At 60.6% G+C, this 13439-nt stretch carries 11 protein-coding genes; 1 reads left to right on the forward strand and 10 read right to left on the reverse strand.

The window, feature by feature from the left end:
• Positions 1 to 57: 57 nt before the first annotated feature.
• A complete protein-coding gene (gene serB, locus ACIQV9_RS22765; protein WP_059405832.1) occupies positions 58 to 1272 on the reverse strand; it encodes a phosphoserine phosphatase SerB in 1215 nt (404 codons plus the stop codon).
• A 135-nt stretch (positions 1273 to 1407) separates the two neighbouring features.
• Between serB and ACIQV9_RS22770 the strand changes: the two genes are divergently transcribed.
• The gene (locus ACIQV9_RS22770; RefSeq protein ID WP_403106205.1) at positions 1408 to 2940 is read left to right on the forward strand and encodes an AhpA/YtjB family protein; all 1533 of its coding nucleotides are present in this window, start codon (positions 1408 to 1410) and stop codon (positions 2938 to 2940) included.
• A 245-nt stretch (positions 2941 to 3185) separates the two neighbouring features.
• On the opposite strand, the gene ACIQV9_RS22775 is transcribed toward ACIQV9_RS22770, so the two are convergent.
• The 9 genes from ACIQV9_RS22775 to ACIQV9_RS22815 all read right to left on the reverse strand — a co-directional run bounded on the left by ACIQV9_RS22775 (position 3186) and on the right by ACIQV9_RS22815 (position 13409).
• A complete protein-coding gene (locus tag ACIQV9_RS22775; RefSeq protein WP_403106208.1) occupies positions 3186 to 3899 on the reverse strand; it encodes a membrane integrity-associated transporter subunit PqiC in 714 nt (237 codons plus the stop codon).
• Between the two features lie 176 nt (positions 3900 to 4075).
• Positions 4076 to 6343 carry a DNA topoisomerase IV subunit A gene (gene parC, locus ACIQV9_RS22780; RefSeq protein ID WP_403106211.1) on the reverse strand — a complete coding sequence of 756 codons (2268 nt, stop codon included), beginning with the start codon at positions 6341 to 6343 and terminating at the stop codon, positions 4076 to 4078.
• Positions 6344 to 6350: 7 nt separating this feature from the next.
• Positions 6351 to 6875, reverse strand: a complete 525-nt coding sequence (locus ACIQV9_RS22785; RefSeq protein ID WP_403106214.1) for a TIGR02281 family clan AA aspartic protease — start codon at positions 6873 to 6875, stop codon at positions 6351 to 6353.
• Complete coding sequence (locus ACIQV9_RS22790) at positions 6872 to 7861, reverse strand: esterase-like activity of phytase family protein (protein WP_403106217.1); 990 nt, start codon at positions 7859 to 7861, stop codon at positions 6872 to 6874. Before ACIQV9_RS22790 ends, ACIQV9_RS22785 begins: the two co-directional genes overlap by 4 nt.
• Complete coding sequence (parE, locus tag ACIQV9_RS22795; protein WP_403106220.1) at positions 7861 to 9765, reverse strand: DNA topoisomerase IV subunit B; 1905 nt, start codon at positions 9763 to 9765, stop codon at positions 7861 to 7863. The genes ACIQV9_RS22790 and parE overlap by 1 nt, the downstream gene beginning before the upstream one ends.
• A gap of 41 nt (positions 9766 to 9806) precedes the next feature.
• Positions 9807 to 10415 (reverse strand): YqiA/YcfP family alpha/beta fold hydrolase, encoded by a 609-nt coding sequence (locus ACIQV9_RS22800; RefSeq protein ID WP_403106223.1) that lies wholly within the window; start codon positions 10413 to 10415, stop codon positions 9807 to 9809.
• A gap of 1019 nt (positions 10416 to 11434) precedes the next feature.
• Positions 11435 to 12250 (reverse strand): 3',5'-cyclic-AMP phosphodiesterase, encoded by an 816-nt coding sequence (gene cpdA / locus ACIQV9_RS22805; protein WP_403106226.1) that lies wholly within the window; start codon positions 12248 to 12250, stop codon positions 11435 to 11437.
• A 98-nt stretch (positions 12251 to 12348) separates the two neighbouring features.
• Positions 12349 to 12801: a DUF1249 domain-containing protein gene (locus tag ACIQV9_RS22810; protein WP_008153350.1), complete on the reverse strand. Its 453-nt coding sequence runs from the start codon at positions 12799 to 12801 to the stop codon at positions 12349 to 12351.
• Positions 12792 to 13409, reverse strand: coding sequence for an NUDIX domain-containing protein (locus tag ACIQV9_RS22815; protein ID WP_403106230.1), 618 nt, complete (start codon positions 13407 to 13409; stop codon positions 12792 to 12794). The genes ACIQV9_RS22810 and ACIQV9_RS22815 overlap by 10 nt, the downstream gene beginning before the upstream one ends.
• Positions 13410 to 13439 lie beyond the last annotated feature (30 nt).

Here is a 13439-nt window from a genome sequence, read left to right on the forward strand (position 1 = left end):
CAAACCCTGTAGGAGCGAGGCTTGCCCGCGAAGAGGCCAGTTCGGACAATCGAAAACTCAGAGCTGCCCGTCACGATCCCGAAAGCCCAGCAGATACAGCACGCCATCCAGCCCAAGGGTGGAAATCGCCTGCTTCGCCGACTGCTTCACCAGCGGTTTGGCGCGGAACGCCACGCCCAGGCCGGCAATCGCCAGCATCGGCAAATCGTTGGCACCGTCGCCGACCGCAATGGTCTGCTCCAGTCGCAAACCTTCCTTGTGCGCCAGTTCCTTCAGCAGATCCGCCTTGCGCTGTGCATCGACAATCGGCTCGACCGCCACCCCGGTGACCTTGCCGTCGACCACTTCCAGCTCGTTGGCAAATACATAGTCGATGCCCAACTTGGCCTGCAATTGCTTGGCGAAGTAGGTGAAACCGCCCGACAGGATCGCGGTTTTGTAGCCCAGGCGCTTGAGCTCGGCGAACAGGGTTTCTGCCCCCTCAGTCAGACGCAACGAAGCACCGATCGAGTCCAGCACGCTGACGTCCAGCCCCTTGAGCAAGGCCAGACGTTCCTTGAAGCTCGCGCGGAAATCCAGTTCACCGGCCATCGCTCGCTCGGTGATTTCAGACACCTGATCGCCCACGCCCGCTGCCTTGGCCAGTTCGTCGATGACTTCGGCTTCGATCAGCGTCGAGTCCATGTCGAACACCGCCAGGCGACGGTTACGGCGGAACAGCGAGTCTTCCTGGAAGGCGATATCGACGTTCAATTCCTGGGCGACGCTGAGGAATTCGGCTCGCAGCGCCTGCGGGTCAGCCGCTTCACCACGAACGGAAAATTCGATGCAGCCCTTGCCCTGGTCGGCCGGGGTGTCCAGCGGCATGCGCCCGGACAGACGATCGATGTGGTCGATGTTCAGGCCATATTTGGCGGTGATCGAGCTCACGGCCTGCAATTGTCCGGCGGTCACTTTGCGGGTCAGCAGGGTCACGATGTGGCGTTTTTTACCCTGGTTGCCGACCCACTGCTGGTAATCCTCTTCGGACACCGGCGTGAAACGCACCTGCTGATCGAGCTTATACGCCGTGAACAGGATGTCCTTGAGCACCGACTTGCCCTGCTCGGTGTCAGGAATTTCAACCAGGATGCCGAACGACAAAGTGTCGTGGATCACCGCCTGACCGATGTCGAGAATGTTCACACCACCCTGGGCCAGAACGCCGGTAATGGCCGCAGTCAGACCCGGACGGTCGACTCCCGTGATGTTTATCAGGACGATTTCGCGCAAGGCGCACCCCCGCAAGTGGAAAAAAACCGCATTCTACTCACTTTCAGTGACCATCGGGCACCGTGAGCGCTTTGACGGTCTAGGGCCTGTCGCTATACTGCGCGTCAACTTCACGGACAAAAGAGCCGAGCTCAAGTGAACCGGCCCACGCCAGTAAAAACCGATAACTTCTTTCTGCTGATCTTCCGTGCACTGCGCCACCGCCGTGTACCGATTGCATTGCGCATCGCCAGCCATAACGTGATCCTGGTCGCTCTGGCCCTGGTGATCTACGCCTGCGTGATGGGTTTGCAGTTCAAGCAGGCCATGCACGAGCAGGCCGATGCGCTGGGCGAAAGCCTGACCACGCAGACCGCCACCTCCGCCACGGAGCTGTTGGTGTCCAACGACATCCTCAGCCTCAATGTGCTGCTCAACAACCTGACCAAAAACAAGTTGGTGGCCCACGCCGCCATCTACAGCGTGGATAACCGCATCCTCGCCGAAGCCGGTCAGCGTCCCAAGCACAGCCTGCTGGGCGAAGCCGAGGGCATGTACCAGAGCAAAATCACCTTCCAGGACGTGACCGCCGGACAACTGCGCATCAGCCTGGACATGGATCAGTTCCAGCAGCCGATGACCATCAGCTTGCAAAGCATGGGCATTTTGAGTGCGATTCTGCTGGCCCTGTCCCTGGCCTTGAGCCTGCGCCTGGGTCGGCACATCTCCACGCCGCTGCTGCAACTGCGCGTCTGGCTGCGCAACATCGACGAATACACCCCGGCCACCGAGCGCCAGGATGAGATCGGTGACCTGGCGCGCCAGCTGCACGCCAACTTCGCGCCGGAGCCGGCCGAGCCGGAACCTGCGCCTGAGCCGGAATACGACGACAGCGACTACGAAGACGCCGACGATAACGAGCCGACCTTCGAAGTGCGCAACCTGCGGGATCCGAGTTTCGATGAAAGCAAGCCTGTGGCCGGCCTCAAGCCTGCGCCGCGGCGCAGTGTCAGCACCGTTGAAGACGACGATGACGACGATGCGTTTGCCGACTTGCGTGACGAATCGGCCGACGTTGCACCGAAAGCGGTCGCAAAACCGGTGATCTCGAACGTGCCACAACACAGCGCCGTCCTGGCCGTGCAACTGGGCGCTCAGGATCAGCTGCGTCGTCTGCCCCGCACACGACTGGAAGAACTGCTGAAACGCTATCGCGATTGCCTCGATCAGGCGGCTTCGCTCTATCAGAGCGAACTGCACACCCTGAACGATGGCAGCACGCTGATGCTGTTCCACACCGAAGACAGCGGCGACGATTACCTGACCAACGCGATCTGCTGCGGTGAACTGCTGCGAGCCTTGGGCCATCAGCTGCAGATCGAAGTCGCGGACAGTGGCATCACCTTGCAATTGCAGCTGGGCCTGACGCTGGGCGATGAGTTGTTCGGTCTGACCCAGATCGACCTGCTGCTGACCGAAGCCGCTCAGGATGCCTTGGCCTTGTCGCAACACAGCCGCAACCTGCTGCTGGTGGAGCGCAAGATCGGTGACGACGCGCTGATCCGTCAGCGTGCACGGATCCGGCCGATTGCCAGCCCTGAGGGCGCGTGCTGTGTGGAGCGGTTGATGGAGCCTTATCCGTCGATGCTTGAGCGGCAACTGGCGCGGATGCATGAGCGCCGGGCATAAACAGCCCTGTTATGAAAAAGCCCGCACACGAGTGATCGTCTGCGGGCTGATCGTTCCCACGCTTCGCGTGGGAATGCCTCCAGGGACGCTCCGCGTTCCAGCCTCACCGCCTATACCAAGCCCTGAAACCGATGTGACGCAGAGCGTCACGGGCGGCATTCCCACGCAGAGCGTAGGAACGATCAGTACGCACCAGAAACGACAAAGCCCGCACTAGGCGGGCTTTGTGTTGTATCGGTGCGGGCTTAGAAGCGAAACACTTCCATATCGGTCCGGATCGGCGAAGCCATCGGGATCTTCGGTTGCTTCTCCTGCTCAGCCGCAGGGGCTACAGGCTTCGGAGCCGGCTTCTTCGGGGCTTCAGCGATCGGCGGCTGATTAGCCAGCGGCTTGAGCGCCACCGACAACTGCTCGGCCAGACGCTGCAGCAACACACCTTGAGCCTGAACCTGAGCCGCCGTGCCGCCTGCATGCTGTTCCTGCAGGTGAATGATGCGGTTATCGCGAACCTGGCCACGACGGTCAATCAGACGCCATTGCGCATCCAGGATCGCCGGTTGCGATTCGCCCGAGTCCAGGCGAGTAATTGTCAGCAGTACCTGGACATCCGGTGTGAAGCCCAATGTTGCAGGCGCCAGCACAACGCGCTGGCTATCCAGATGACCCGCTACCTGACGCAGCAACAGCTGATCGATGTCGGAAGACAGGCTCCCCGCCCAACGACCGTCGGTCGACGCCTGAAGGCTGCCATCCGGCTGTCGTTGCAACAGGGTTTCGCGCTGCAGGTAATCCGCAACCGTTACCGGGCCCAGCAAAACCGCCATGCCCGCGCTTTGCGCAGGCTGAACAGGACTTCCGCTGTCCAGCTGATACAGCGACACCGGTTGGTGAACGCTGCAACCCGCCAGGCCAAGAACGCCAGCGAGCATCAAAATAAAAGGAAGGCGCAGAGCAGTCATCGTCCCATCCAGGTGGCTGCCACAAGGCTAACCACAGTGAAAATACTCAATAAATATGAAGAACGCTCGGCCACGCCGGCGCTTGAAAGGCCATATCATCCGTGAATATGCGTTCCGACTCCAGCGCCAAAGCGTCGATCTACGCGTTAAATCGTAGATCGAGCGCTCTAGGACGCTTAATTGAGGTTTTCGACGAGCAGCGCATCGACCCGCTGGAAGCCACGTGGCAGTTTGTTACCACGACGCCCACGCTCACCCTTGTAGTGTTCGAGGTCGTCCGCTTTCAGCGACAACGTACGTTTTCCGGCCTGTAACACCAAGGTTGCGCCATCCGGCAGTACGGCGATGTCCGTGACATATTCTTCGCGACTGGCCACACGCTCACCGTTGATCCCGATGATCTTGTTGCCTTTGCCCTTACCTAATTGTGGCAGATCACTGATTTTGAAGATCAGCAGGCGACCTTCGGTGGTCACCGAAGCCAGCCAGTTGTTCTCGCGATCCGTTACCGGGCGCGGAAGAATGACTTTCGAGTTGTTCGGCAAGCTCAACAACGCCTTGCCGGCCTTGTTCTTGGCTTGCAGGTCTTCACCCTTGACCACGAAGCCGTATCCGGCGTCGGAGGCGATTACGTACAGCGAATCGTCTTCCGGCATCAGCACACATTCGAAACTCGCCCCTGGCGGCGGCGTCAGACGGCCGGTCAACGGCTCGCCCTGGCCACGGGCCGATGGCAGCGTGTGGGCAGCCACCGAGTAACTGCGCCCAGTGGAATCGATAAACACCGCGAACTGGTTGGAGCGACCCGGCGCCAACGCCTTGAAACCATCCCCGGCCTTGTAGGAAAGCCCGGTGGCGTCGATCTCGTGGCCTTTGGCAGAACGAACCCAGCCTTTTTCCGACAGCACGACAGTCACTTTCTCGTTCGGCAACAGATCGTGTTCGGTCAGGGCCTTGGCTTCGGTGCGCTCGACGATGGGCGAGCGACGGTCGTCGCCGTAGGTTTCGGCGTCCTTGATCAGCTCGGTACGCACCAGCTTTTTCAGCTTGGCTTCGCTGCTCAGCAAGGCTTGCAGCTTGGCTTGTTCCTTGAGCAATTCATCCTGCTCGGCCCGCAGCTTCATCTCTTCCAGTCGCGCCAACTGACGCAAACGGGTATCGAGGATGTAGTCGGCCTGGATTTCGCTCAGGGCGAAACGTGCGATCAGCGCGGCTTTCGGGTGCTCCTCGGTACGGATGATGTGAATCACTTCATCCAGGTTGAGGTAGGCAATCAACAAACCGTCCAACAGGTGCAAGCGGCGCTCGACCTTGTCCAGGCGGAATTGCAGACGACGACGCACGGTTTGAACGCGGAATTCCAGCCATTCCACCAGCAGCGCACGCAGGTTCTTCAGCTGCGGCTTGCCGTCAAGACCAATGATGTTGATGTTGACCCGGTAGCTCGACTCCAGCTCGGTGCTGGCGAACAGGTGCTGCATCAGCGCATCGTGGTCAAAGTTTTTCCGCGCGCCCGGGATGATCACGATCCGGCACGGGTTTTCGTGGTCGGATTCGTCGCGCAGGTCAGCGATCTGCGGAGCCTTCGACGGCTTGGCCTGCATCATCGCAGCAATCTGTTCCAGCACCTTGGCGCCGGACACCTGATGCGGCAGCGCGGTGACGATGATGTCGCCGTCTTCGATGTGGTAAACGGCGCGCATGCGCACCGAGCCCTTGCCGGTTTCATACATTTTCAGCAGATCGGCACGCGGGGTGATGATTTCCGCTTCGGTCGGGTAATCCGGGCCCTGGATGTGTTCGCAGAGCTGTTCGACCGTGGCTTTCGGCTCATCGAGCAAACGCACGCACGCCGTCGCGACTTCCCGCAGGTTGTGCGGCGGTACGTCGGTGGCCATGCCCACGGCGATCCCGGTGGTGCCATTGAGAAGGATGTTCGGCAAACGTGCCGGCAACACCAATGGTTCGTCGAGGGTGCCGTCGAAGTTCGGGCCCCAATCCGCAGTGCCCTGGCCCAGTTCGCTGAGCAGCACCTCGGAATAACGCGACAGCCGTGCTTCGGTGTAACGCATGGCGGCGAAGGACTTGGGATCATCTGGCGCACCCCAGTTACCCTGGCCGTCGACCAGCGTGTAGCGGTAGCTGAACGGCTGGGCCATCAGGACCATGGCTTCGTAGCAGGCCGAATCGCCGTGCGGGTGGAATTTACCGAGCACGTCACCGACGGTACGCGCCGATTTCTTGTGCTTGGAATCGGCGTCCAGCCCCAACTCGCTCATCGCATAGATGATGCGCCGCTGTACCGGTTTCAGGCCGTCGCCGATATGCGGCAAGGCACGGTCCATGATCACGTACATGGAGTAGTTGAGGTAGGCATTTTCGGTGAAGTCAGCCAGTGACCGGCGTTCTACACCGTCCAGGCTGAGATCAAGGGAGTCGCTCATGCGGGCCTCATCGGTTCGTTGTCTGGCGCAGCAGCATGGTGCCACCGCGCTGGGTAAATTCAAGTTTGTTCAGCGCGCTCATACCGAGCAGCACTTGCTTGCCATCCAGGCCTGGCACGACGATGGCGCGCACATCACGCAGCACAATGTCGCCCAGTTGCAGCCGGTCGACGCGGGTTCGATAACCCTCGGTGCGACCGTTGGCGGTGCTCAGGGTCACCCCGAAGCCTTGTTCCAGTTTCAGCCGTTTGGCCATTTGCGCCGGGATCGCCACATCGGTTGCCCCGGTATCGAGCATGAAATCCACCGGCTGGCCGTTGATCTGGCCGCTGGCGACGAAGTGCCCCTGGGTGTTGCTGGCCAGTTTCACTTCAATAAAACCTTCGCCCTGCTCCGAGGTGACGACCACATTGGGATTTTGCTGCCGATCCTCCCACTGGCCGAAAAACCGCGTCGCCAGGAACAGCGCCGCGCACCAGGCCAGCACCATAAACACCCGGCCGGCGCGCTTTCCCGGCGTTTGCTGGCTCACGGCTTGGCACTCCAGCCACCTTCAGGCGCGGCGAAACGCCAGACAACCGGGCGAACCTCGCCATCGGCGCGGGCATCGTTGTTGTTGTCGGTGCCGACCCAGGCGCCCTCGGCGTCGACGATCAGCGCTTCGGTCAGACCAAACGGATTTTGATAGCGGCGGTGTTCCTGCAAGGCTTCATCGGCAAACGACCAGCAGCGCTCGACCTTGGCCGTCACCGGGTCGCGGCGGCAGATCTGGTAAGCGTTGCGTTCAAGGGTAAACAGCTTGCCGTTGAACAGCGATAGATCGGCAAAATCCCGAGTAACGGCTTTGGCCCGTGGAAACTGTGCCGGCTGCATTTCTTTCCCCGCCTCGCTCAGCAGCACGCAGCCACCGTCGCAATCCCACACCGTCTGTTTGCGCTTGATCAGCAGCAAGCCACGGCTTTGACGTTCGGCGGCGAGCCACAATTGATCGCCCGCCGGATTGATCGCCAGGCCCTCGAACAGCGCATTGAATTGCAATAGCATGCCACTGGCCCGCGCTTCGCGAACCAGCATCGGCGAGATCTTCAGCCAGGACGACGGCCCAACGGGCGGCACTTGCAGAACCGCTGCATGGGATTCGCTGACGATGTAGCGATTACCGGCGCTGTCGCAGGTGATGCCTTCAAAGTCCAGATCCCCGCCACGTATAAACGCCGCGACCCAGGCTCGCGATCTCAACCCCCAAGGCAAACCGCTGTCCGGCACCGCAGGCACGCCGATGCCCACGGTTTCGACCTGCCAGACCGTGTCGCGGGTATCGAGGCGGTAGATCTGGTCATCGTCGCGATCGGAGATCGTCCACAGGTCCTTGCCGCACTGGGCCAGCCCCGACAGGTTGCCGCCGCGCATGCCGTCGACGGGATGCTCGGACAACAGGCGCAACTCCGGTGCCGGTTCGGCAAACGCCGAAACGGAGGTCAGAAGTAACGCACACGCCAGGGCAAAGCCAACCCGCATCAGCCAAGGACCTCGGCGAGGTTGCCTTTGGATTCCAGCCAGGATTTGCGATCACCGGCGCGTTTCTTCGCCAGCAGCATGTCCATCATTTCTGCGGTCGCGTCGTAATCTTCCAGCGTCAACTGCACCAGGCGCCGAGTGTTCGGATCCATGGTGGTTTCGCGCAGCTGCGGCGGGTTCATTTCACCCAGGCCTTTGAATCGGGTGACCTGTGGCTTGCCGCGTTTCTTCTCGGCCACCAGACGATCGAGAATGCCATCGCGCTCGGCTTCGTCGAGGGCGTAGTAAATCTCTTTGCCCAAGTCGATACGGTACAGCGGCGGCATCGCAACGTAGACGTGACCGGCATCCACCAACGGGCGGAAATGCTGGACGAACAAGGCGCAGAGCAACGTGGCAATGTGCAGACCGTCGGAGTCGGCGTCGGCGAGGATGCAGATCTTGCCGTAACGCAGCTGGCTCATGTCCGCCGCGCCGGGATCGACACCGATGGCCACGGCGATGTTGTGCACTTCCTGGCTGGCCAGCACTTCGCTGCCGTCGACTTCCCAGGTGTTCAGGATCTTGCCGCGCAAGGGCAGGATCGCCTGGAACTCTTTGTCCCGCGCTTGTTTGGCCGAACCGCCGGCGGAATCACCTTCCACCAAAAACAGTTCGGAACGCATCGGGTCTTGCCCGGCGCAGTCGGCAAGCTTGCCCGGCAGTGCCGGCCCCGCCGTGATGCGTTTGCGCTCAACCTTCTTGCTGGCCTTGAGACGACGACCGGCGTTGTTGATCGCCAGTTCCGCCAACAGCATGCCGGTTTCAGGGTGGGCGTTGAGCCACAGGCTGAACGCATCCTTGACCACACCGGACACGAACGCCGCCGCTTCACGGGACGATAGACGCTCTTTGGTCTGGCCGGAGAATTGCGGTTCCTGCATTTTCATCGACAGTACGAAAGCGATGCGTTCCCAGACGTCTTCCGGCGCCAGTTTCACACCGCGAGGCAGCAGGCTGCGGAATTCGCAGAACTCGCGCATCGCATCGAGCAAGCCCTGACGCAGACCGTTGACGTGAGTGCCGCCCTGCGCCGTCGGGATCAGGTTGACGTAGCTTTCCTGAACGCTGTCGCCACCTTCCGGCAACCACAGCAACGCCCAGTCGACCGCTTCCTTGTTACCCGCCAGGCTGCCGCAGAACGGCTCGTCCGGCAGACGCTCGAATCCGTTGACCGCGTCCACCAGATAGGAGCGCAGGCCGTCTTCATAATGCCATTCGACTTTCTCGCCGGTGGCCTTGTCTTCAAAACTGACCAGCAGCCCCGGGCACAGAACGGCCTTGGCCTTGAGCACGTGCTTGAGGCGGCTGATGGAGAATTTCGGCGAATCGAAGTACTTCGGGTCCGGCGCGAAGAACACGCTGGTGCCGGTGTTGCGCTTGCCGACGGTACCAATGATTTCCAGCTCGGTTTTCTTGTAACCGTCGGCGAAGGTCATCTGGTATTCGTTGCCGTCACGTTTTACGCGCACCCGGACTTCGGTCGACAAGGCGTTGACCACCGAAATACCCACCCCGTGCAGACCGCCGGAGAACTGGTAGTTCTTGTTGGAAAACTTGCCGCCCGCATGGAGCTTGGTGAGGATCAGCTCGACGCCCGACACACCTTCTTCCGGGTGGATATCCACCGGCATGCCACGGCCGTCATCGCTGACTTCCAGGGAGTGATCGGCGTGCAGGATGACCTGCACCGAGGTCGCGTGCCCGGCCAAGGCTTCGTCGACGCTGTTGTCGATGACTTCCTGGGCGAGGTGGTTCGGCCGACTGGTGTCGGTGTACATGCCGGGGCGTTTGCGCACCGGGTCGAGGCCCGAGAGGACTTCGATGGCGTCTGCGTTATAAGAGCTAGCGCTGGGAGTGGCCATGGGGTCTCGTCGTCAAATGTTCTATGAAAAGGGGCAAGGGTTCACAGTGCTGTGAAATCAATCGCCTGATACAAATCTGCGCCGATGCCAGCAAAACTCAACATGGCCGGCAATCGCTCGGCAAAACCCTGGAAACTATGGTCGCCACCGGCCTGGATACGCAAGGCACAGGCCCGGTAATACTGCTGGGCGAGGCGATAGTCCAGTGTTTCATCGCCGGTCTGCAACCACACCTGATACCGCTGCGGATCCTGGGGCGCCGGCACTTCCAGCTCGGCCAAGGCCGTCACGTGGTCGTGGGTCAATTCCCAGGCCTCATCGGTATACAGGTTTTTCTGCGTCCCCAGATACCCGTCGAACATCCGGTGCGGACTGACGGCAGGGTTGATCAACAGGGCCTTGAGGCCATGGCGCTCGGCCAAGTGAGTCGCATAGTAGCCGCCGAGTGAGCTGCCGACCAGCAGTGGCCGCCCCAGCGCTTCAATCGCCTTGTTCAGCTGACCGATGGCTTCGCGCGGATGGTGATGCAGGGCCGGGACGCGCAATTGATCGCTCAAGCCCAGACGGTCCATCACTTGCATCAACTGCGTGGCCTTTTTCGACGCAGGCGCGCTGTTGAAACCGTGGATATAAAGGATCGAACCGGACATTTGAGCTCCCTGTGCGTCGGTAAAGAAGGCGGAGTTTACAGGGAGTCGGGGGGATCGGGGATATAGGCAGGAATCAGGTTGCCCGAACGGGCGTCATCGCGAGCAGGCTCGCTCCTACAGGGGAATGGGGTAGATCTGCAAGAGATTGGTCGGCTGTCAGGCCGCCATCGCAGGCAAACCAGCTCCCACAAGGGTTTGGTGTACATCTGCAAGAGATTGGTCGGCTGTCAGGCCGCCATCGCAGGCAAGCCAGCTCCCACAAGGGTTGGGTGAGCATCGGCAAGAGATTGGTCGGCTGTCAGGCCGCCATCGCAGGCAAACCAGCTCCCACAAGGGTTTGGTGAGCATCGGCAAGAGACTGGTCGGCTGTCAGGCCGCCATCGCAGGCAAACCAGCTCCCACAAGGGTTTGGTGAGCATCGGCAAGAGACTGGTCGGCTGTCAGGCCGCCTTCGCAGGCAAGCCAGCTCCCACAAGGGTTTGGTGAGCATCGGCAAGAGACTGGTCGGCTGTCAGGCCGCCTTCGCAGGCAAGCCAGCTCCCACAATTGGATTGGGTGCATCAGCAAGATATTGGTCGGCTGTCAGGCCGCCTTCGCGGGCAAGCCTCGCTCCTACAAGGGCCCAGCGTACACCTGCTTCTCACCACTCATTAGGCCGAGCGTTAGCTCGCCTGCTCTTGATCTTGATCCACCCGCCCCTTCGGGAGGCTGAGTGGAGGTGTTCATCCGGGGAGTAGCGCGCAGCGCCGTTCGACGCAGTCGAACACGCTGCATGTAGGTCGTCGCGAAGCAGACCGGAGGGCAGTGTCCCCGGATGGATACCGGAGCGAAGGAACGCCGAGCCTTAGCGAGGGGCCGGACGCTTGGGGCGAGCGTTTTTTTGCTTACTTTTTTTAGGCGTTTGTAAAAAAAGTGAGTCGCCGTAAGGGCGAAACCGCCAGCCGCCATTACCGCAGAAATGGATATGTACCCAATCAACCACAACCTGGTCGGCCCGAAGGCCGCCAAGACCACAACCATCAATACCCGTTCGAACCGTAATCAACCTGAAAATCAAACCCGGTAACGCGCTCCACGCCCGTTTCGATCCGGCCGTCAGGCAAAAGCCGCAACCACCGATACCCCGGCGCCTGCTCCCCGACCTTGAAATCCTCACTCCCAGGCTCAAACTGAATGCAAGTCGATGGCGAAGCAATCAACCGCACCCCATTGCGATCCCGATCAACCTCCTGATGCACATGCCCCCACAGAACAGCACGTACCTGCGGAAAGCGATCCAGCACGGCGAACAAAGCCTCAGGATTACGCAACCCGATGGGCTCCATCCAAGCACAGCCAATCGACACCGGATGATGGTGAAAACACACCAGATGATGCCGCTCCGGCGCCTCACTCAACGAGCGAACCAGCAACTGCAACTGCTCATCCTGCAAGAAACCCGGCACCGAGCCCGGTACGGCTGAATCCAGCAAAGTGACCCGCCAGTTACCGACATCCACCACCGGCTCCAGCAGCGCACTCTGCACCGCGGCTTCGGCCATGATCCGCGGCTCATCATGATTGCCAGGAATCCAGCGCGCCGGCGCATCGAGCTGTCGGGTCAGGTCACGAAACAACTGATAAGACTCCAGCGTCCCGTCCTGAGACAAATCACCGCTGGCAACGATCAAATCAATCTGCGGCTGCTGAACGCGCACCAGCTCAATGACCCTTTGCAGGCTGTCCCGGGTATTCATGCCCAGCAACGTCCCGTCCGCTTCGGCAAACAGATGACTGTCGGACAGTTGCACCAGCAGCGCCGAATCGGCGGTGGTCAAAGTGGATACGCTCGGCAAGGCGTTCTCCCAGGCTGAATCACGGGATTGGATGAGTGCCGCAATTATGCTGGGGGACGATCAAAAGGGGAAACCTGCGAACCTGACGCAGTTCACATCTATCGAACGACGGCGTACTCATGCCCACACGCCAGACAATGGCTCAGCCATTCCCCCAGGAACATATTCAACTGAGCTTTTTCGTCCGGCTGGTGCATCGAGGCATTCGGGTAAGGATAGATGCCGCGAAAGCGTCGCGCATGTTCGGCGCTAACCACTTCGGCCATGCACGCATCGTGATAGACCTGCACTTCCAGCTGCGGCACCGGCAGCCAGGGCAGGCTGTGTTCCTGGCGCACTTGCAAAGTGGTGGTGTACGGGCAGACTTGAAGGACTTCGAGGGCCAGTACGCCGAGCATCTGGTCGCCGTGGGTCACGGCAATGCGCCGCGCCTCGGGTTCGTTGCGCATGTCCGGCAGCAGTCGCATGAGGCGCGCGTAGTTGGCCTCGCACGAGGCTTGCAGCCCCACGAGGTCCACCCTGTAACGATCGCGCAGCTTGTTTACGACCATAGCCCCCTCACTTCAGCGCGGTTCAAAGCTAACCATTGCAAGGCAATGATGCTGGCCGCGTTGGCAATTCGTCCGTCGCGTACGGCTTGCAGGGCATCTTCGAACGCCCAGACCGTGACGCGGATATCTTCTGCTTCTTCCTCCAGCCCATACAGGCCGCCGACTCCGGTGCTGTCGCAACGCCCCAGGTACAAGTGCACAAATTCGTTGCTGCCGCCCGGCGATGGAAAGTATTTGGTCATCGGCCAGAGCGCCCCGAACACAAGCCCAGCTTCCTCCTGCGCCTCGCGGTGAGCAACTTCTTCCGGTACTTCATCCTTGTCGATCAGACCGGCGACCAACTCGATCAGCCACGGGTTGTCGGTCTTGCCCATGGCGCCAACGCGAAACTGCTCGATCAGCACCACTTCATCGCGCTGCGGGTCGTATGGCAACACGCACACCGCATCATGGCGAACAAACACTTCACGATTGATCTCGCGACTCATGCCACCGGCAAACAACTCATGGCGCAAGTGCACACGATCGAGCTTGTAGAAGCCCTCGTAGCACTTTTCGCGCCGAACGATATCAACGGCGGTCGGAATGGCGTTGGCAAAATCAGTCATGACAATCCTCTTTACTGCAAATCCGTTACG

It is taken from the genome of Pseudomonas sp. NPDC099000, from assembly GCF_044759925.1.
Lineage (GTDB): Bacteria > Pseudomonadota > Gammaproteobacteria > Pseudomonadales > Pseudomonadaceae > Aquipseudomonas.